Annotated in this window: 18 protein-coding genes and 1 tRNA gene; 7 read left to right on the top strand and 12 right to left on the bottom strand. The window is 44.0% G+C overall.

The window, feature by feature from the left end:
* Positions 1 to 148: 148 nt before the first annotated feature.
* A complete protein-coding gene (locus MK127_05580; GenBank protein ID MCH2532261.1) occupies positions 149 to 700 on the bottom strand; it encodes a hypothetical protein in 552 nt (183 codons plus the stop codon).
* 210 nt (positions 701 to 910) lie between these two features.
* Here MK127_05580 and MK127_05575 point away from each other — a divergent pair.
* The 5 genes from MK127_05575 (at position 911) to MK127_05555 (ending at position 7417) form a co-directional block, all read left to right on the top strand.
* Positions 911 to 985, top strand: a tRNA-Arg gene (locus tag MK127_05575).
* 42 nt (positions 986 to 1027) lie between these two features.
* On the top strand, positions 1028 to 3631 hold the full coding sequence (locus MK127_05570) for a M1 family metallopeptidase (protein ID MCH2532260.1): 2604 nt from the start codon (positions 1028 to 1030) through the stop codon (positions 3629 to 3631).
* A 179-nt stretch (positions 3632 to 3810) separates the two neighbouring features.
* Positions 3811 to 5517 (top strand): FAD-binding protein, encoded by a 1707-nt coding sequence (locus tag MK127_05565; protein MCH2532259.1) that lies wholly within the window; start codon positions 3811 to 3813, stop codon positions 5515 to 5517.
* Positions 5518 to 5550: 33 nt separating this feature from the next.
* Entirely contained in the window at positions 5551 to 6507 is a 957-nt protein-coding gene (gene sdhB, locus MK127_05560; GenBank protein ID MCH2532258.1) for a succinate dehydrogenase iron-sulfur subunit, read from the top strand.
* Positions 6508 to 6529: 22 nt separating this feature from the next.
* The gene (locus MK127_05555) at positions 6530 to 7417 is read left to right on the top strand and encodes a CoB--CoM heterodisulfide reductase iron-sulfur subunit B family protein (protein ID MCH2532257.1); all 888 of its coding nucleotides are present in this window, start codon (positions 6530 to 6532) and stop codon (positions 7415 to 7417) included.
* On the opposite strand, the gene MK127_05550 is transcribed toward MK127_05555, so the two are convergent.
* The 5 genes from MK127_05550 to MK127_05530 all read right to left on the bottom strand — a co-directional run bounded on the left by MK127_05550 (position 7414) and on the right by MK127_05530 (position 12377).
* Positions 7414 to 8052: a hypothetical protein gene (locus MK127_05550; GenBank protein ID MCH2532256.1), complete on the bottom strand. Its 639-nt coding sequence runs from the start codon at positions 8050 to 8052 to the stop codon at positions 7414 to 7416. The two genes, MK127_05555 and MK127_05550, sit on opposite strands and share 4 nt — an antisense overlap.
* 38 nt (positions 8053 to 8090) lie before the next feature.
* Positions 8091 to 9032, bottom strand: a complete 942-nt coding sequence (gene mdh / locus MK127_05545; protein ID MCH2532255.1) for a malate dehydrogenase — start codon at positions 9030 to 9032, stop codon at positions 8091 to 8093.
* Positions 9033 to 9060: 28 nt separating this feature from the next.
* Positions 9061 to 10434, bottom strand: coding sequence for a hypothetical protein (locus MK127_05540; protein ID MCH2532254.1), 1374 nt, complete (start codon positions 10432 to 10434; stop codon positions 9061 to 9063).
* 201 nt (positions 10435 to 10635) lie between these two features.
* Positions 10636 to 10815, bottom strand: a complete 180-nt coding sequence (locus tag MK127_05535) for a hypothetical protein (GenBank protein ID MCH2532253.1) — start codon at positions 10813 to 10815, stop codon at positions 10636 to 10638.
* Positions 10815 to 12377, bottom strand: coding sequence for an acyl-CoA carboxylase subunit beta (locus MK127_05530; protein ID MCH2532252.1), 1563 nt, complete (start codon positions 12375 to 12377; stop codon positions 10815 to 10817). Before MK127_05530 ends, MK127_05535 begins: the two co-directional genes overlap by 1 nt.
* Before the next feature lie 170 nt (positions 12378 to 12547).
* On the opposite strand from MK127_05530, the gene MK127_05525 reads away from it, so the two are divergent.
* Together MK127_05525 and ftsZ are read left to right on the top strand one after the other, a co-directional pair.
* Positions 12548 to 13234, top strand: a complete 687-nt coding sequence (locus MK127_05525) for a hypothetical protein (GenBank protein ID MCH2532251.1) — start codon at positions 12548 to 12550, stop codon at positions 13232 to 13234.
* Entirely contained in the window at positions 13234 to 14739 is a 1506-nt protein-coding gene (gene ftsZ, locus MK127_05520) for a cell division protein FtsZ (protein MCH2532250.1), read from the top strand. The genes MK127_05525 and ftsZ overlap by 1 nt, the downstream gene beginning before the upstream one ends.
* Before the next feature lie 7 nt (positions 14740 to 14746).
* Here the strand turns inward: ftsZ and MK127_05515 are convergent, their stop codons facing one another.
* The 6 genes from MK127_05515 to MK127_05490 are packed head-to-tail and all read right to left on the bottom strand — an operon-like array spanning position 14747 to position 21118.
* Positions 14747 to 15901 carry an amidohydrolase family protein gene (locus tag MK127_05515; GenBank protein MCH2532249.1) on the bottom strand — a complete coding sequence of 385 codons (1155 nt, stop codon included), beginning with the start codon at positions 15899 to 15901 and terminating at the stop codon, positions 14747 to 14749.
* A 22-nt stretch (positions 15902 to 15923) separates the two neighbouring features.
* Positions 15924 to 17042, bottom strand: coding sequence for a mandelate racemase/muconate lactonizing enzyme family protein (locus MK127_05510; GenBank protein ID MCH2532248.1), 1119 nt, complete (start codon positions 17040 to 17042; stop codon positions 15924 to 15926).
* A gap of 14 nt (positions 17043 to 17056) precedes the next feature.
* A complete protein-coding gene (locus tag MK127_05505; protein MCH2532247.1) occupies positions 17057 to 17509 on the bottom strand; it encodes a pyridoxamine 5'-phosphate oxidase family protein in 453 nt (150 codons plus the stop codon).
* Between the two features lie 10 nt (positions 17510 to 17519).
* Positions 17520 to 18101, bottom strand: coding sequence for a UbiX family flavin prenyltransferase (locus MK127_05500; GenBank protein MCH2532246.1), 582 nt, complete (start codon positions 18099 to 18101; stop codon positions 17520 to 17522).
* Between the two features lie 53 nt (positions 18102 to 18154).
* Positions 18155 to 19630, bottom strand: coding sequence for a UbiD family decarboxylase (locus MK127_05495; protein ID MCH2532245.1), 1476 nt, complete (start codon positions 19628 to 19630; stop codon positions 18155 to 18157).
* A 21-nt stretch (positions 19631 to 19651) separates the two neighbouring features.
* The gene (locus MK127_05490) at positions 19652 to 21118 is read right to left on the bottom strand and encodes a UbiD family decarboxylase (GenBank protein ID MCH2532244.1); all 1467 of its coding nucleotides are present in this window, start codon (positions 21116 to 21118) and stop codon (positions 19652 to 19654) included.
* Between the last annotated feature and the right edge of the window lie 4 nt (positions 21119 to 21122).

Raw genomic sequence — 21122 nt, 5'->3', positions numbered from 1 at the left:
CCAGCATCATTCAAAGGCTATTCAAGTGGAAGAGAGGAATACGAACTCAGTGGTATTTAGGTTTTTGTAATGGCTTAAAAAATAATATTGTGAGACGAACTAAAAAGCCCCGGATTTTCCGGGGCTTTTTAAATATGCTCTTTTACTATTACTTAACAGTTAGAGCGGCACTTGCTTTACCACCGTTACTACCGGTAGCGTGAACAGCATAGGTACCTGCAGCAAGTCCATCGTGAGCTAGTGCAACAGTCGCAATACCGCCTGCGCTTGCTGTCCCACTACCCCATGCGACACTTGTTCCGTCACCGAACACTAGGGTGACATCAACAGTTTCACCAGAACCAAATCCGGTTAAAGTAGCAGTCGCTGAGATGGCTACATTGTCTGCGACGTTGTTAGGGCTAACTGAGATGTTGCTGTGTGTGGTGTCTCCGGCCGCACCAGGTGAACCTGGGGCACCAGGAAGTCCAGCCTTACCATCTGCACCATCCTTACCGGCAGCACCAGCAGGACCGGCAGCACCAGCAGGACCAGCAGGACCAGCAGGACCAGCTGCACCGGCAGCACCAGCAGCACCATCCTTACCGGCAGGGCCGGCAGGACCAGCGGACCCATCAGATCCACTACATGCCACCAACATAGATAAAATCGTCACAAGTACTATTAGGGCAATACCCTTAGAGCTGAAGAAGCGGTTCATCGAACCCCCTTTCGTATCATCACGTGGCCGTACTAATAATTAGATTATCGGTCAACCACGATCGTGTTCGTAACAAAACCGTTGTGATCATATTAACACGTTGTTTATAGTGTCAATGCTTTACCCGTGATATTTATTCAATTTCTGTGACATTTGAAAATATATTATTGATATCGCAGATGGCAGGTACTGGAATATAATTAAGCGTATGCCCCCGTAGCTCAGCGGATAGAGCACCGGCCTCCGGAGCCGGTGGCGAGGGTTCGAGTCCCTCCGGGGGTACCACTCACCTATAGATCCGATAACAATCCCTGATAAGAGGACAAAATGGCACAAAAATCAGATTTCCGTCTTCCCGAAAACGTTCGCCCGTTAAGGTACCAGGTTACTTTGGAACCTAATCTCGAGAAATTTACATTTGATGGTTCGGCGGATATCGGCATCGTTGTAAATGAAGAGACTGACACAATCGTTTTAAATGCGATTGAACTTCAAATTGCTTCTGCAGTAATTACTGATAAGCAAGGAGGCACTGCGAAAGCGACTGATATAATTTTTGATCAAAACCGGGAACGCGTGTCTATAATTTTGCCCTCGCAATTGGAGGTAGGAAATCATACGCTCCATCTCAAATTTTCAGGCTATTTAAACGATCAGCTAAGAGGCTTCTACCGGAGCCGATATTTGGATGCTGAAGGTGCAGAGCATTTCATGGCAACCACGCAATTTGAAGCTACTGACGCTAGGCGTGCTATTCCATGTTGGGATGAACCGTCGGTCAAGGCAATATTTGAAATTACATTAGTTGTACCAAACCAATTACAGGCGATTTCAAACATGCCAGTAATTGAAGAAGTCATGGTTGCTAACGGAAAGAAAGCTGTAAGTTTTGAAGCAACTCCTCTCATGTCAACGTACTTATTGGCCTTTGTGGTTGGTGATTTAGCATGCGTTGAGGGACATGCCGTGGGCGGAACACTCATTCGCGTTTGGGCTACTAAGGGTAAAGAGCATTTAGGGCAGTTTGCTTTAGAGAACAGCATCAATGCGCTTAGTTATATGAATGAATATTTTGGTATTGATTACCCTTTACCCAAAATGGACCACATTGCTATCCCAGATTTTGCTGCAGGCGCAATGGAAAACTGGGGTGCAATAACTTACAGGGAAACTGCCCTGCTATATGACCCTGAAAATTCTGCTGCCCAGATTAAGCAAAGAGTATTGGAAGTTGTAGCTCACGAAATGGCACATATGTGGTTTGGTGACCTGGTAACTATGGAATGGTGGGATGACCTGTGGCTTAACGAGTCGTTTGCTTCATGGATGGGAGACAAGACTGTTAACCATCTTTACCCTGAATGGCAAATGTGGACGCAATTTGTGTCGCATGACACAAACGCCGCATTGAGCCTTGATGGTTTGAGGAATTCACACTCTATTGAGGCAAATGTAGATGATCCGGCCGAAATTCGTGAACTTTTCGATGCTATTAGTTATAGCAAGGGCGGCTCTGTACTCCGGATGTTGGAAAATTATGTTGGCCCTGAGACATTCAAAAAAGGATTAAATATATATTTGACTGACCATGCCTATTCAAATGCCCAAGGTAGAGATTTATGGCATGCAATTAATGATGCAGCTAATCAAAGTAATTTAAATTTCCCTATCTCCGTGATTGATCTTATGGAGGCTTGGATTAAAAAAATTGGATATCCGGTTCTGAGAGTACACATAGGAAGGGAAGATCAAAAAACGGCTGTTGAATTTTCACAACAAAGATTCTTGTATGACTACCTTATCGACAAAACTTCACAACATGACTTATGGCCAATTCATACCTCTGTAATTACTGGATCAGGAAATACTTACAGTTCTACCTTTGCAGAAGCGTCTGATTCTTTGGAGATAGGTGAAAGTACATCCTGGGTTAAATTGAATTCAGGTCAAACGGGATTTTATCGCGTTGCTTATGCAGAAGATGAATGGATAGCATTGAGCAGTGCAATTCGCGATAAGGCTTTGCCGGCAGTCGATCGCCTTGGTTTACAAAATGATGCATATGCTCTTGCACGATCTGGTCATCTGCCAGGCACAATTTTCCTTACGCTGGCTAATTCATTTATTGATGAGGATGACGCTATTGTCTGGGGCGACCTTGCTTCTAACCTTAAAGGCCTTGAAGGATTGCTTGGTAGTGCTCCATTCCTCCCAGACTATCGCGAGTTCGCACGAAAAATTTTCGGCAAAATAGTATCAAAAACTGGTTGGGAAGCCGACGAAAACGAAACCCATCTTAAATCCTTGTTAAGGAGTGTTGTTATTGGTCAATATGGTGCTTATGGGGATCAATCGACGATAGATTTTGCAGTACAGAGTTTCAAGGAACATGCTGCAGCTACAAAAATTGCTCGACCAGATATCCGAGGAGTAGTTTTTGGACTTGCTGCCCAAGAATCTAATCCCGATACATATGACGAATTATGGAATCTGTATAAAAAAGCCGACCTGAATGAAGAAAAAGTAAGGATCCTGAGTGCTCTAACACGCGTTCGAGACCCTCAATTAATCAATGATCTTCTGAATAGAACAATGGGTGATGAGGTGCGCTCACAAGACGCCCCTGGAGTGATCATACAATTAGCTAACCACGCACACGGGCTCGAAATAGCTTGGGACTTTCTCAAAGCTAATTGGAAAGAATTTGACCGGAGGTATGGTAAAGGCGGCTTTGCCATAATGAGGCTAGTATCAATTGGGTCTAATTTTTCATCCTCTGATAAAGAGGATGAGGTCCGAGAATTTTTCCAAGTAAATCCAGCTCCGTCAGCTGCGAGGACAATTGAGCAAACATTGGAAAGCATCAGGTTAAACACAGCTTGGATTGATGCCAACCAATCTTCCGTGGAGAAATGGCTAAAAATGCAATAAATATTTAATAAATAAATAAGATTATTTTTTAATTTGTTAGGTTAGACTGTAAGGATAGTGGGCAGAGTTTTACCCTGCATGACGACTAAATTTGAAGAAAATCGTTGTGTGAGTAATCCCCCTCTGCTATATTCGTTTTAGGTGCAAGTTCATATTTTCAATCAGGTGAATATAAGTTTATGGCTGACCATGATGTCCTAGTTTTAGGAGCGGGCCTTGCTGGAATGCGTGCAGCAATTTCTGCTCACCGTGCCGGCGCCAATGTAGCGATGATTAGTAAAGTACACCCTGTTCGGAGCCATTCGAATGCTGCTCAAGGTGGAATTAATGCTGCTCTACGAGGTACTGATGATTCGGTTGATTCGCACGTGTTTGATACTGTAAAAGGTTCAGATTACCTCGGCGATCAGGATGCAATTGAGTACATGTGCATTGAGGCTCCTGCTGAAATCATATCTTTGGAACATATGGGTGTAATTTTCAGCCGAGATGAAGAGGGTCGTTTAGGTACACGTGCATTTGGCGGAGCAAGTAGCGCTCGAACATTCTTCGTTGCTGACATAACAGGCCAAGCTATTCTCCATGTTATGTATGAGCAAATTATCAAAGCAGGTGTAAGTTCATATGAAGAATGGTTTGTAACTGAACTTATCATTGAAGATGGACAGTGTCGTGGAGTTATTGCGATCGAAATGCTTTCTGGAGAGACGCGTGCGATCACTGCTAAGGCTGTAATTATCGCTGCTGGAGGGGTAGGGCGAGCTTTTGAGCCAAGTACGAATGCCCTTATTTGCACAGGCGATGGACTTGCTCTTGCATACAGAGCAGGCGCAACTTTGCTGGATATGGAAATGATTCAATACCACCCTACAACTCTTGCTGGAAACGGAGTCCTACTTTCGGAGGCCGCGAGAGGTGAGGGAGCCTATTTATTGAACTCTAAAGGTGAGCGTTTTATGGAGCACTATGCTCCCAAAATGAAAGAACTGGCGTCTAGAGATGTGGTCTCTCGCTCAGAAGCGACAGAGATTGAAGAAGGTAGAGGAGTAGACGGATGTGTCTTTCTTGATATCCGCCATCTAGGGAGAGAAGCCATTCTTACAAAACTGGGTTACATTCATGAGGTTGCACGTGATTATGCTGGTGTAGATGTTATTAATGAGCCAGTGCCTATTCGACCGGGGCAACATTACATCATGGGTGGGATCAAGACCGACGTCGACACTAGGGCCTGGGATGTTACAGGAACAGCAGGATGGGGAGGGCCTACTGGCCTCTTTGCAGCCGGAGAGACTGCTTGTGTTAGCGTGCATGGTGGTAATCGGCTTGGTGCTAATTCCCTTCTGGAAACCGTTGTTTTTGGAAAGCGCGCAGGTGAAGTGGCAACTGAATATGCACGCAGTATTTCTGATTTTAAAGTCTCAGAATCGCACTTAAAAGATGCAAAAAAAAGAATGAAAGAAGTTGCCGATAGAAAAGATAATGGGCTCATGACTGCCGCTATGCGCCTCGAAATGGGACAGACCATGAACGAGCATTTAGCGGTTTTTAGAAATGAAGAAGGTATGCAATCAGCACTTGCAGAAATTCGCGCAATCAAGGAACGCTATTCAACTCTTCCAATTCATCATAAAGGTAGCATATACAATACCGACTTAATATTTCATACCGAACTTGGTTACATGCTAGATGTGGCTGAAACTATTGCTGCATCTGGCTTATTGAGGAAAGAAAGTCGTGGCGCTCATTTCCGTAAAGATATACCTGACAGAAATGACGAAGAATGGTTGAAGCATACGACTGCTCGACTCGTAAATGGGACTCTTGAAGTAGGTACTTTGCCTGTCACAATGACTCGCTGGGAACCACAAGCAAGGGTTTATTAGTTTTAATTATTTTTAGTTAGAAGGAAACATTCAATGCAAGCAAAGGTCAAAGTCCAGCGCTACGACCCTGAAAAATCAGCAGAGATAACTTTTCAGGACTACGAAGTAGAAGTTCCTAATCACTTTACCGTGTTAGATACCTTGGTCAAAATTAGGGAAGAAGTTGACCCTAGTTTGGCGCTCCGATGCTCTTGTAGAGCTGCTATTTGTGGCTCTTGTGCGATGAGAGTTGACGATCAGGCTAGGCTCGCGTGTAACACCCGTTTAGCCAGTGTGGTAGAAGATGGTGGTGAAGTCAAAATAGAACCAATGGGCAACCAGAACGTTGTGAAAGATTTGGTTGTTGATTTGAAACTTTTTTGGGACAAGGTGCGCGACATTGAGCCTTATTTACAGCCTGATGTTGTTCCTGAAGAGGAATTTATTGCTTCAAATGAGTCAATGCTAAATTTGTTAACTCCTATGGGATGCATTATGTGTGGTGCTTGTGTCTCCGATTGTACTGCTCTAGAAGTTGACAAGAGCTTTATCGGACCTGCAGCGTTAGCTAAAACTTATCGTTTTGTTGCTGATCCTAGAGACGATAAAACAGATCATAGACTGGGCAAAATGAATTCAGCTGGTGGTGTATGGGACTGCACTAGATGCTATATGTGTGTCGAGGTTTGCCCTAAGGGTGTAGCACCAATGGATCGTATCATGCAAATGAGAGACTCTTTGATGGAGTCTGGCGTTACAAATACCCCCGGCGCACGCCATGTTAAATCTTTTGAACACTCGGTATCGAACTCTGGGTGGCTTGATGAAACTATGCTCGCTGTGGATTCTTGGGGAAAGTTTAACCTTCCTAAATTAGTTGGAAACCTACCTCTGGCATTTCGCGTATTGCGTAGAGGAAAATTTCCTTTGCCAGCACCATTTCATCATAAGGTGCCTGGTAATAAAAACATAAAAAGAATCTTTGAACGTATTAGTAATGCTAAGGATTAATAAAAGAGGATAAGGAACTACAATGAAGTATGCCTTCTACCCAGGCTGTGTATCAAAAGGTGGTGCACCTGAGCTATATACATCGACAATGGCTATTGCGGATAAATTAGGTATAGAGCTAGAAGAAATTGTTGGTGCGTCGTGTACTGGAGCAGGTGTCCTCCAAGAAAAAGGATTGAAACTTGGTGACACGTTAAACGCCCGGACTTTTGCTATGGCTGAGCGAATGGGACTGACCACTATTTTGAATATCTGCTCGACATGCCAGGGAGTTATGGCACAAGCTAATTACCGGCTCCTGGACGATCCAGAATATTTATCCGAGATTAATAAAGAGCTTGAACCAGAAGGCCTTGAGTACACTGGCAGAGTGGTAATTAAGCATCTTGCCTGGGTGATAGTGGAAGAAATCGGAATAGATAAATTAAAAAGCATGGTAACCAATCCATTACCAGCTTTGAAAGTTGCTCCTTTCTATGGTTGCTACATACTTCGACCATCTTGGGCTTTAGGTTTTAATGAAAATCCAGGTAGAGAGCATTATTTAGAGCAAATTATTGAAGCTTGTGGCGCAGAGCCCGTAAATTTCCCAGGGCGCACAAAATGCTGCGGGTTTCCCATTATGCTGATAAATGAAAAAAATTCGATGCAAATGGTGGCGAACCATACTACAAGTGCGCACGAGCATGGAGCAGATGCAATGGTTACCCCATGCCCACTATGCCACCTTAATTTAGACGGGCAGCAGCCAAAAGCAGCCTCACAAATGAAAGAAAAAATTTCAATGCCTATTTTGCACTTGCCTCAGATGGTGGGGTTGGCTATGGGCTATTCTTCTAAAGAATTAGGACTGTCACAGCATATTGTTAGTACAAAATCTGTGCTAGAAAAAGCAAGTATTCGAACTTAATCTATTTGGCTGAAGCCGATATCCGATTCGTAGGCTTCCATTATCTCAGCTCCTAGGCTTTGAAGAGTCTGATAAGGATCAGGCCCAGGTGGTAATTCATCATCGTTTTCTTCTTCGAAATCTTTGAGTGCTTCAGCCTGAGATCTATCAAACGCGTTTCTAAGCACCAAGGCGGCTGATCTGTGTGAATGTGCCATGATGAGTCCATATTCAAAGCTCATGCTAATGGCATTTTGCGCTGTTTCAGTGTCAATATTCTCAGAGTCCTCAAGCGCCTTAAGGAGCTCATCTACAAAATCTTCAGGTTCCAAAACTTGCATCGTATCTTTTGCATGCTTGATTTGTTCATCTAAAGCAGAAGTGCAATTGGCAATGATATATTCGATTTCATTTGGATGTGTTTGCTGCAAGACTAAGGGGATTTTTTTTTGAAAATCTATTCCGACTGCACAGCCCAAGGCAAATGAACCGATAACGGCTTCTGTTAAAGGACCTGACTCATAATAATCTTCCGTTTCATGAGTATGAAACGGAAGTCCCTCAAGGTATAGCACCACTATGACATCAGTGAATGCTAAGGAATCCTCTTCGTTGAATTCTTCAGAAACGTGAAGAGGGATGATTCGGTCAGACATAAATGCTCCCTAGAGGGACAGGCGGTGATTCTTATATTTTAATTTTCAGGCGCATTGGCCATTACATCAACTAGTTCTCGGACCGCCTCAGCCGAATTATTTAGCAAAGACTGCTCTTCTGAGGTAAGACCAAGTTCAATTACTTTTTCAACGCCATTGGCACCTAATACAACTGGAACTCCCATATAGATACCATTAATCCCGTATTCTCCTTCTAGGAGTGCGGCACATGGCAGTTGGCGCTTTTGGTCAAGAAGTATTGCATCTACCATCTCTGCAACAGCCGCGGAAGGTGCGTAGAAGGCGCTTCCTGTTTTTAAGAGGGCAACTATCTCTCCTCCTCCACCTTGCGTTCGCTTAATTATTCTTTCGAGCGATTCTGGGCTTAAAAGATCACCAATTGGCACTCCCCCCACCGTGGTGTATTGAGTAAGAGGTACCATTTGATCGCCGTGCCCACCTAATACATAAGCTTGAATATCTTTTACTGAAATATTCAATTCCTGTGCAAGGAATGTACGAAAGCGTGCGGTGTCTAAGACCCCAGCCATGCCCACAACTCGGTTTTTTGGAAACCCTGCCAAAGAAAATGCATGTTGAACCATTGCGTCTAAAGGATTTGAAACAATGATCAATATAGCCTCAGGCGATAGCTTTACTACTTCACTGACTACTGAACCAATAATCTTCATATTGGTGAAGAGAAGGTCATCCCTGCTCATACCCGGTTTTCGTGCAATCCCAGCGGTTATCACTACGACGTCTGAACCTGCAGATTCTGCATACCCATTGGAGCCTGTAATGCTTGAGTCGACTCCTAAGACTGGACCAGATTCTGCTATATCTAAAGCTTTTCCTTGCGGCATGTCTTCAACGACATCTACTAGAACAACATCCATATACCCACGCTCGAATAATCGTTGAGCGGTAGTAGCTCCTACATTCCCAGCTCCGACGACAGTAACTTTTTTCCTACCCATTTTTTTCTCCGTAAAATCGTAATTAGCCCTAGGATCCCCAGGGAGTAATAGCTTCCTTTAATGCTTTGTAACCTTCTAGGAATCCTGGCCTTGTACCTGAGTACACCCTATCAAAAATTTCTAAGGACGAGTCAAGCCAGTTCCTTAATTCTTCATTACCAGGATTAGCATCTAGGTAGGCATCTCGAATAAGAACAAAATGAATTCGCGGATCGTAAGGGCTCTTTGTTCCTCCCATAGATTCATCACCATCAAGAAGACGCAGTAACATTGCATCTGCAGAACCTAGCGTTTGTTCATGAATAGGAGGGCCGGACATCCGGTACATTACAGAAGTCATATCTCGCCCATTCCCTGTCGTATAACCCATTTCGTTCCACATTTTCGAATCCATTTTTTTATCAGAGCCTGCAAAACTTAGAACCTTTTGGCCAAATGCACGTAGAGGGTCAGAAATATCTGCCAGTAAGTCAGTTAAGCGATCCCCGTCAAGATCAGTGGCTAATACGATGTTTGGCCGCTGGTCAATTAAATCCCAGATTAATAAACCGTAATTTGTATCTGAAATGTGTTGCTCAATTTGACCACTCCATTCTTCCATCCCTTCTTTGAAATTATCTGGTAGCAATGCGATTATTCGATCAACACGTTCCCTATGTTCTTCATACCCATCGACCGCATATTTACGACCAATTGTAAATTTGGTGTCGGTAAGCAACCATGATAGAAGCCCAGAAAGAATCCCATCTTCTTGTGCCTGCGTTGGTTTCATCGCAACCCTGCCGAATTTAGTAGTCTCATGAACCATCTTTAGAAACAGTCGGCATGAGTATGCCATTTGTACACCGGGCGTATTCATCTCAGAGTGAACAATGCCGGTCTCTTTATCAACATCAAATTTCTTTTGGTCTTGGGAATAAGGGAGGTTAGGCATGCATCTAACTACGGTTGTAGGTCCATAAGGCCGAACATTACAGTAAACACCAGCTTGGGTTCGTAAAGGTGCATTCCCTGACTTGCCCATAACTACAACTTTGCCACCATTCCCATCGTTCACATATGCATCGCCTGCAGTTGACCATTTGATCGAAGTACAAGGGATATTACCGAACCAGCTCAAAGGCTCTAATTTCATATCATGCCTGTATTGTGACCACATTGGGACGGCATAGTAAGGTAGTCCCAAAATATCAACGGCGGCGATTGTTCCTAGTAGCGCGTAGGCGTCAGTAAGTGAATGGGCAACGGGATTAACATTTCCGTCATGATTGCCACCTTTCCAAATGACTGCATTGGGGAAACCGTCAGGCCTAATATCTCCAGTTTCAAAAAGATCTGAGAGAAGGCCAAATAAATCCCCTCCGTCTGCCTCAGTACGTGCGATTTGCATTAGATCCAACATATTTTCTCCTTATGGATGGTTAATTTCGTACATATTGAAATCGTCGATAACCAATATTTGTTTGAAGATCATTCGACTTTTCGTCAACATAATTTGGTATGTTTCGGGTATCAAAATCCCAAGTCTTCGTAGAAGTATGAGACATTCTAGCCCTGAGTTGATGGCAGAACAAGCTTACGCCCAATGTGCGAGTGGAGTCACTTAGCTTGCGGGATTAGGATTGATCGGGGATTCACCCAAGGGCACAATATCCTCTCGTATGAGAATTTCATTATCCCACTTCAAGTATGGGACATTTTCCGCTAAATCGATGGCTTCTTTTTCATTGCGAGCATCGACAGTTAGACGGTACAGAATTTCATGAGTGACGAGATATTTCATCAGAGGGGAATATTTCCATGCTTTTTGGGAGGAATGGTGTCTCTCTTATTTTGCAGAGAATCCAAAGCCCTGATGAGCTTTGGGCGAGTTTCTGCAGGGTCAATTACATCGTCAATAAACCCACGTTCAGCCGCTTGATAAGGGTTGGCAAAATTACTGCGGTAATTTTCAATCATCTCATCTCTGAGTTCTGAAGGGTTTTCCGAGTCAGAGATTTTTTTTCTATGGATTATATTGACTGCAGCATCAGGTCCCATAACCGCAATCTCTGCTGAAGGCCAAGCGAGGTTTATATCTGTACGCAGGTGCTTACTGCCCATGACAACATATGCCCCGCCGTATGCCTTTCGGGTTACGATTGTTATTTTAGGAACAGTTGCTTCTGCATAAGCATAAAGCAATTTTGCTCCTTGTCGAATAATCCCTCGGTGTTCTTGGTCTTTTCCGGGCATATAGCCAGGTACGTCTGCAAAAGTAATGATTGGAATACTGAATGCATCGCAGAAGCGCACAAAACGGGCTGCTTTGACTGAAGCATGTATGTCAATAACACCGGCAAGATACGACGGCTGTTGAGCAACTATGCCCACACTTCTACCATTAAGTCGAGCAAAGCCAATTAGTATATTTGGAGCAAAATCAGCTTGGATATTAAAAAATTCACCGTGGTCTACAATTTTTTCAATCACTTCAAGCATGTTATAGGAGCGGTTGGACTCTTCTGGAACTACATTACGTAGACTTTCGTCAATTCTTTCTGGGTCATCATCTTGGTCCCCCCATGGAGCATCGTCTAAATTATTTAAAGGGACGTAACTAAGAAGCTGGCGAATAGTTTCCATGCATTCTTCTTCTGAATCGAGAGTGAAATGTGATACTCCTGAGAGTGAGCCGTGAGTATCGGCACCTCCTAGTTCTTCATGCGAAATTTCCTCTCCTGTTACAGCTTTTATAACATCAGGACCCGTGATGAACATTTGTGATATCCCACGGACCATAAGTGTGAAGTCAGTTATTGCAGGAGAATAGACAGCTCCTCCAGCTGAAGGGCCTAAAATTGCTGATATCTGAGGGACAACTCCTGAGGCGAGAGTATTGCGCATAAAAATTTCGCCATAGCCCGCCAGGCTAATCACCCCTTCTTGAATTCGCGCACCCCCGGAGTCTGCAATTCCAATGATAGGAGCACCATTACGCATTGCTAGATCCATGACTTTGCAAATTTTTTCGGCAGTGACTTCAGAAAGCGATCCGCCAAAAACTGTAAAATCCTGTGAGTAAACGTAGACAGTTCTACCGCTGACCTTGCCGTAGCCGGTAACTACTGAATCGCCGGGAAATTTCTTATCACCTGTACCAAAATCAATAGATCTATGTGTAACAAATGAATCTAATTCTTCAAATGTTCCTGGGTCTAGGAGTAACGAAATTCTTTCTCGGGCAGTGAGTTTACCTTTAGCGTGCTGCTGTTCGATTCGGGTAGTACCTCCAGAGGATACTATTTCTTCTTTTCGAAGCCTTAGATCTTCAATAGGGTTTTTCGATTTTTTTTGAATGGCCATAAGTTATGCTTTCGGAGAATCCGTATTTCGCATGCAATCCTAGCACGGTTAGCATTTTCACACATTGAGAAATGGACGCTGAATAAATAGGTTTCATGGACTGCACTACTGAATTACGATACTGTTATCATTCATCAAGGTATTGATGGCTTTGGTTTGGATTACTAAATATGTATGACGTCACTTTTCTTTCTGAAGAAGAAATTGTTAAACGACTCCAAATAGTGCTTCGGGATTTTATAGAAGCACGAGGGGATTATGCACGCCAAACTAACAGCGTGAAAGAGGCCAAAGATTTAGCTGCCAAATTAGCTGAACGAATCTATGATGAGCCTCAGAAATGGGGCGTTGCCGATATCCTTCCCGAATTTCGAGACGACTCTGCAGCAGATGCTTTCGTGTCACTCTTATTAGGAATTGAAAGTTTTCCTGGTCGGAGTACCGTGAATGAATGGTATGAGCGTACCGTTGAATCTAAATTCCGTAGATTATGGACATTGTCTGAAGAACAAACCTTAGTTAGCCCCTCAGAAGACATTGGCGTTTCAGGCCAATCAGATGCTGAGCACTTAGCCGAAAATGGCATTGATTCAAGCTCCGTATTTGAAGAATATTCTTCAGTTTGGATAAGTTTCGAGTCTGATTTCCCTCGGGATGCTTTTGCTTTGAGACTAAGGTATATGCTGGGTAGAAACGTAGACCAAATGGTAGTAATGCTAGATGCGCCGAGTAATCGTGCTATTGCGATTCGGGTTAATAGAGCACGAGATCGATTTAAGATGTTTTGTGAGCAACATGGACTAGATCGTAATGAGATCTCAGGAATAATGTCACGCCTACCTGAGGAAAATGAATAATGACATTTGAAGACAAAAACAGTATTCAAATTAGCAGGAATGCTTGGGTGCGTTTTGCTATGAATGCTGCAGAAAGATGGTTGGCTGCGTCTGGCGATGTTTCTAGTGAGATGTATCGTTTTGCAAACTACATTCGTGAACTGAGGTATCGTACCAAATACACTCTGGCGCAAATCTCAGAAGAATTAGGCGTGCCATACGAAGAATTGGCAGTGCTAGAGCAAGGTTTGCTTAAGCCGTCTGAAGTGTCCAACAAAACTTGGTTACACCTGATGCGATTATTAGAGGGACGAGAGACCTTGAGTCAAAGTCCATTGGAGGTAAATGCAGTGGATTCTGAATTTGAAAATATCGACCCTGATGAATTATGGGCGGAAGGAAATAATACTGATTCACTAGCTTCGATGGACAACGCTCCTCATATTTCGCAGCTTCCTATAGGTGTTGCACGGATCAAAGTCATTGGAGTAGGTGGTGGTGGATCTAATGCTGTTACAAGGATGTACAGACAAAGAATTCCAGGGGTAGAGTACGTTGCTATAAACACTGACGCGCAGCACCTTATACATCTAGATGTTCCAGAGAAAGTGAGAATTGGAGATCGTCTTGCACGAGGTCTTGGGGTAGGGGGAGACCCTTCCATTGGGCGAGAGGCGGCGCAAGAGTCACGTGAAGATCTATATGATCTTTTAAATGGCTGCGACATGGTGTTTATTGCAGCCGGAATGGGTGGAGGTACTGGTACAGGTGCAGCTCCTGTGGTAGCTGAAATAGCAAAAGAAGTTGGTGCTCTTACCATCGCAGTAGTTACAAAGCCATTTGGCTTTGAAGGACGCCGCCGATCAGATCAGGCTGACCAAGGTATTGATGCATTGCAAGGTAATGTTGACACTTTGATATTGATTCCAAATGATCGACTGACTACAGTCTCTGACGAGCAAATGACTGCTGAAAATGCGTTTCGTATTGCTGATGACGTCCTGCGTCAAGGAGTCCAGTCGATAGCTGAATTGGTTACTATTCCAGGGGAAATAAACTTAGATTTTGCAGATGTGAAAGCTGTTATGTCTGGAGCAGGGCCAGCTTGGATGGCTATAGGTCACGGACGTGGTGAGAACAGAGCACAACTTGCTGCCAAAGAAGCTATGGCCAGCCCTCTGTTAGACGCACCTATAGAGGGTGCCACAAGGGTCTTATTGAATATTACGGGCGGTACTGATGTTACCTTGCTTGAAGTGCAGCAGGCTTCCGATTTCGTTGCTCGGTTAGTTGACCCAGATGCAAATATTATTTTCGGTATGGTCACAGACCCCAAAATGGAAGATGAAATCCGAGTTACGGTAATTGCAACTGGTTTACCGGAAGGAGGAAGCAACATTCTCAATAAGCAATTTGAAGAAATGTTCGGTTCTTCTCCGGCTCTGGAAGAAGAAGAGCCAGAACCTCCGGTCGAGCTTCCAAGCTTTTTAAAGCGCTTAGGATTCAGGCGTAGGAACGATTATTAGAATTAGTTTATTGAGCTGCCGGAACTGGCAATCCGTAAAAACTTGCAGTGTTATCGATTAGCAGTTTTCGCTTGGCAACCTCGCTAATATCCTTACGTAATTCGAATTGCTGAGGAGCATTTACGATTCGATGTCCGTGCGGAATATCACTAGCGTATAGCCAACAGTCTTCCCCCCAGCGTTGTATAACGTAGGGCAGCATTTCTTCATCAACTTCAAATCCGATGAAAACTCGCCCAGATTTAATGTATTCCTCTGGCGTCAGTTTTGGTAAGCCTTTTGCAATTAATGCATCATGCTCTGCTCTAGTAGCACCCAACTCAGCCCTGAATTTAGTGTCGTGGACTATGAGATCTACTTGCTCAACTGCGAAATCTACCCAACTACACCCAGTTTCTAAAAATCCTACATTGACCCCCGGGTACCGATCTAATACACCCGAGGCCATAATATGACGAAAGCCCAATAGAACAGACAAATGGAACTGTGCAGCACCATAATTGGGATTGGCATTATATACATCAAGGGAAGCCCTACCAGGATGAACGGCAATCGGTAATTGTGCCTCTTGCGCAGCACTCCATAAAGGTGCAAAAAAATCATCATCAATGGTTCTTGTTCCATACATACCGTGAACCATAATACCCACAGACCCCATCTCTTTTGTCCGGAATATTTCCTTTGCCGCTTCTTTAGGATCATGAACATCGACGACCGTTACCCATTTATAACGTTCTGGTTCTTGGTTTGATATGTCGGAAATCCAGTTGTTGTATGCACGGGTTAGCGCCTGATTCAGCGGTATGTCTAGCGTGGTTGGGTGATAAAGAAACAACGTAGGGTAATTAACTTGTATTTCGGTGTTCTCTACATCAAGTAATTCTGATCTAGCGGCCGCAGATCTGAATTCACCGCTCTCTAAAGTACCTCTCCATTCTGCAAGTCGAATATTCTCTTGTGAATTAACTCCACCTTTGCTAGAAGGGGAAGATCCTACTCTCCATAGACCACGCCCAGGAATATTCCAGGTAAAATAAGTTCCTTGTAGATCGGCGTCAACAACCACCGGTCGTTGTTCTCTAAACGCGGGCTCCAAATATTCATCAGAAAATGTACCTTCCCATTCATCCACATGTCCGTCGGCATCGAAGGCTTTTAACATTGCTGCTCCTTTAATTTTAAGCCTATTCCCAGCTATCTATAGAAAATTTAGATAATGCTTTTTCATCAATTTCTACTCCGATACCCGGAGTTTGTGGCAAAGCAAGTCCGTGACCTTTTACTTCAAGGCGATTATTGAAAATCTCCATAATGTTTAGAACTTCAGTGTCCGTAAAATATTCCACATAAGTGGCGTTAGGCGTTGCAGCAACTAGATGTACATGTAGATCAGCGAGCCAATGGGGCGCGATAGTTATGCTATGGGCTGCTGCATAAGCAGCGATACGTCGAAATTCGGTTATGCCTCCACATACTCCAGCATCAGGCTGAATTATCGCTGCTGCTTGACGATCAATCATGTCCATAAAATCCCATCTGGTTTGATGAATCTCTCCAGTAGCAATTGGTACATCGACTCTCGCTGCTATTGCTGCACTTGCCTCCATTTCGTCAGGCATTGTTGGTTCTTCAACCCATCCAAGATCGTAATCTTCCCAAAGCCTGATTGCGCGAATCGCCGAAGTAGCATCATTCCAAGCATTGTTAGCATCAGTAAATAATTCAACCTCATCGCCAATTGCATTACGTACTGCTTCTATCCGTGCTGCATCCTCGATTGCACTCACGCGACCTACTTTAATTTTTACCGCTTTGAATCCCATATCGACATAACTGAGACACTCCTCTGCAAGATGCTCCGGGGTTTTCCCATCAAGGTAATAACCCCCGCTTGCATAAGCAGGTACAACATCTTGGTAAAAACCACCTAAGTATTGATACAGAGGAAGCTTTGCATGTTTTGCATTGATATCCCAAAGTGCGTTGTCAATTGCACTAATTGCCCTGACAACTGCACCGCGACGACCCATTAACAATGCGTCTTTGTACATCGCGTCCCAAATGAATTCTGTGTTATGAGGGTCCTGTCCAATTACATGTTTTGCTAATAGATTGCGCACTGCACTGGTAACAATTGATCCGGCTGCATTTCCGCAATAGCAAAAACCAATACCTTCTATTCCTTCATCAGTAAGAATTTTTACGATAGTGTAATGACGCTCGCTTACCGTACGAGTTGAAAAGGAAGTTACATTACGCAGTGGAATAACTGCCGTTGTGGCCGAAATTTTTGTGACTTTCATTATTTCCCCATTAGTTATATGCGTCTTTCAGAATCCCACGGATTGTGGAACATTATTCCCGAAGTGATGAATGCGCCTTCTTCATCCTCAGAAGTAAAATCGCGCAAAACTTGTCGGATAGATATATCCATGGCGGTAAGCATGTCAAGCGCATCTTCTGCCTGAGATTGGAGTATCGTAGCAAGGCCTTTTACATAATAAGTCATTGTGGGATCGATAAAAACTAAAGTTATCACCCCATTATCCTTGAGGTTTTGAGTAGTATTCGACCCTGAATAAGTCTTTATGCGAATAGTATTTCGATCTTTAACCCCTACTTCTCTAAATGAAAGCAATGCTGGGTGGGGCCAGCCGCTGGAGTCAGAAGTAGTGATCAATATTGCTTTACCAGGAGAAATTGTTACATTTTCATGGAGCAAAGCGTTATATAAGTCATCTGGGATGATATTTCCTAAGTCTTCAGACATTGCTCAGCCTTCAATCAGATGAAGGATCTTTTCCTTCCCATCTTTTGAACTGGTTATTTTCGATATCAAGCAGATCTAGAATTTTCCCTACGGTGTGATTGATGATGTCATCTATGGTTTGTGGCCCTGAGTAAAACCCTGGTATTGGAGGAAGTATGATGCCGCCCATGTCGGAGACCGCTAGCATGTTAGTTAAATGCCCTCTATGTAGAGGTGTTTCTCTTGCTACAACAACGAGTTTGCGACGTTCTTTAAGGCATACATCAGCTGCTCTTGTAATGAGATCATTGTTGTAAGAATTAGCAATCCCTGCAAGGGTTTTCATAGAACATGGAACAACAACCATTCCATCCGTTTTAAATGATCCGCTTGAGACACTGGCTGCCATGTTTTTGGGGCTATGAACGATATCTGCAAGGCCTTCAATATCACTTATGGACCATTCAGGGGCCTCATATTTAATGGAAAGGTGGGCTCCTTCAGACAGAATTAAGTGTGTCTCTACGTCATCAATTGCTTGTAGAGCCTTAAGTGTATAGATCCCATAATGAGGAGCAGAGGAACCGCTAATACCTACAATTATTTTTCTCAAAAGCTGGTCTCCAAGAAGGGGCAAGTTAATGCCCCTTCTAAATGGCTAAATTCCTAGGATAGAGCTAGTTCATCCCAACGCTCGCCGACCTTGTCTAATATTTCCATAGTTGGTTTAGACGGAGGTGGCACTGGGTATTCTGTTTTCTTGTGCTCCCGTGTGGCATCAATGCCCATACCATGAGGAGGTGGTACGAAATCCATTTCCCCTGGTCGTCCAAGGTGCCTTGGGTGCTCTGGCCCAATGAAAGTATTATCCCCTGGCTCACAGAAAGAAACGATGCGCCACCATATGTCGTTCCAATCACGGACGTCACAGTCTTCGTCCACCAACACTACCCATCGATACCGGAGGTGCTGATATGCTGCGTCCAGAATCTGTCGGGCTTGACCCTCTTTCTCTATTTTTGCACGTATAACAATGACGCCACCAGCACCAGCATCGGGGAAATGAACCTCCAGAATATTAGTCAATCCCGACTTGCTTACTAGTGTTTGAAGAATAGAACCTGATCGCATTAATGGTCTCGGGTAATCCTCAATACGACCGCAGATGAGTCCGAAATTGATTGGGCTTTTCCTATGTGTTATAGCATTTACTCGAAATACAAATGCTGCATAATTTTTATTATAAAAGCCCGAGGATTCACCATGAGGACCATCAAAATGTCGCTCGCCTGCAAGTATTTCTCCTTCAAGAATATACTCGGACTCAGCGGGAACCCAGACATCAATCGTGTCGCATTTGACAAGTTCAACAGGCCTACCAGCCCATGCACCTGCGGCATCATATTCTGCCAAACCTTGGTCATTTTCTGGTACGGCAGTTCCAGCGGCTAGGACAAGCAATGGATCCATGCCTAGTGCGATTGCACATGGAGTGTTTTTACCTAAAGCTTCGTTTTCTAAGATATGCACAGCGCTATTGCGATCTCCGACTCCTCCGTAAGTAGAACCTGTTGGAGGTTTGGCGCCAACCGCAAAATCTCCTTGGATTTTTACTGTGGTGTGGTTGCGATCAATAATCATTGATCGATACTGCCCCATATTGTGTGCACCTGTTTTGGGGTCCACTGTTATGACGCCTGCAGTGGTGGCAATATAGCGCCCGGCATCTAACTCGTGCCACAACGGAGTGGGGATTTCGGCGAGGTCTACGTCTTCGCCAAAAATCTTCACTTCTTTAACAGGACCATCATCTACCTTGACGCTAGGCAGACGGTCTGCCATGCCTTCCTTGACTATATCGTGCAACTTAACCCAATCTTTCGGGCCGTTAAATGCTACAGCAAGCTGATCAAGTGAATACATGATGTTTGTGACAAGCTGCTTGTCAGGGTTTTCCTTTATATTTTCAAAAAGTAAACCAGGGCCCGTGCGAGTCAGAGATCGGTAGCTGATAGCTCCAACCTCAAAATCTAAATCTACCTCTGCATTAATACGCTTTAAGAGACCTCGTTCTTCAAGAATCATCATAAATTCGCGCATACTTTTGTACGATACTGCTTTTCTGTTTTCTGAGGTTGTCACCTCTGCCCTCCACTTAAAAAATTAACTAAGCCCGAAATCTTTCCATCTTGAAGCAACATGCTCCATCATCTTCATACTTGGCTGAGCTACGCCTGGACGAGGGTGCTCATATTCTTTGAATTCAAAGGTTGCGTCAAACGCCATCCCGTACGTTGGCGGGACAAATTCAATTGAACCCGGATGAGGTGTCCGATATTCATATTCCTTCCCTCGATATATGTCTCGATCTGGGACTACTGACGAGACAATACGCCAAAGTACATCATTCCAATCTCTTACGTTACAGTCCTCATCGACGACTATAACCCAACGATACCGCATATGCTCATATGCAGCATCAATAATTTGCTTTGGTTGCTCAGGGTTTGTGATTTGTGCACGTATGATGAGAAAACCTGATCTTCCTGCATCAGGAAAAAAAACTTCCTTAATATTGGTCAATCCAGATTTTGCTATAAGTACATCAAGTAAGGTATTTGAGCGCATTAGTGGTCGGGGGTAGTCTTCAATACGACCACAGATAAGGCCGAAGCTGATTGGATTCTTCCGATGAGTGATTGCTTTAATCCTGACCATAAATGTAGAAGGATGCTGGTTATAAAAGCCTGTAGACTCTCCATGCGGACCATCGTTAACTCGCTCGTAAGGGACAATTTCTCCTTCTAGCACTATTTCTGCGTTAGCCGGTACCATCAGGTCACTAGTTTCACATTTGACAAGATCAACTGGTCTACCAGCCCAGCTACCAGCAGCTTCATATTCTCCGTGCCCATTTTCATCATGCGGAACTGCAGTTCCACATGAAAGAGTCAATAGGGGGTCCATACCCAGTACTATTGCGCATGGGGTGGGCAGCCCCTTTTCCTCATTTTCTAGTATATGAACAACTCCATTGCGGTCACCTACGCCACCATAGTTGGAGGCTTGGGGTGGTTTTGCACCTACTTCCCAATCCCCCATGATTTCTACGGTAGTAGTATTTTTGTCTATGATCATTGAGCGATATTGACCCATATTAAGGTTTCCATTTAATGGATCTTTTGTGACAAAACCCGCCGTAGTGCCAATATAGCGTCCGCCATCCTCCTCATGCCAACGAGGTGTGGGTAGCATGTCGAGGTCAACATCTTCCCCCATGATTTTGACTTCTTTTACAGGACCAGTTTCTACGATGTTGCTCGCAGTCCTGTCTTGCATTCCTTCATGGATGATGTCCCGGAGATTAGCCCAATCTGCTTCACCATTGAGCGCAAGTGCCAGTTGATCTTCTCTATACATAATATTTGCGACCAAAGGCATTCCAGGGTAATCCTTTATGTTGTCGAACCAAAGCGCAGGCCCATCTCTTACAAGATCTCGATATGCTATTGCTCCGAGCTCTCCATCGAGGTTAACTTCAGCAGAAATTCGGACAAGCATGCCCTTGTCTTCAAGCAATTTCAGATAGCCACGTAAATCGTTATATGGAACGGGTTTTCGATCAGCCATGCTA

The sequence above is a fragment of the Dehalococcoidia bacterium genome, assembly GCA_022449765.1.
Classification (GTDB): domain Bacteria; phylum Chloroflexota; class Dehalococcoidia; order Lucifugimonadales; family Australimonadaceae; genus UBA2963.
Note: the sequence above shows the minus strand (reverse complement) of the source record. Positions and strands in the feature narration are given on the sequence as shown.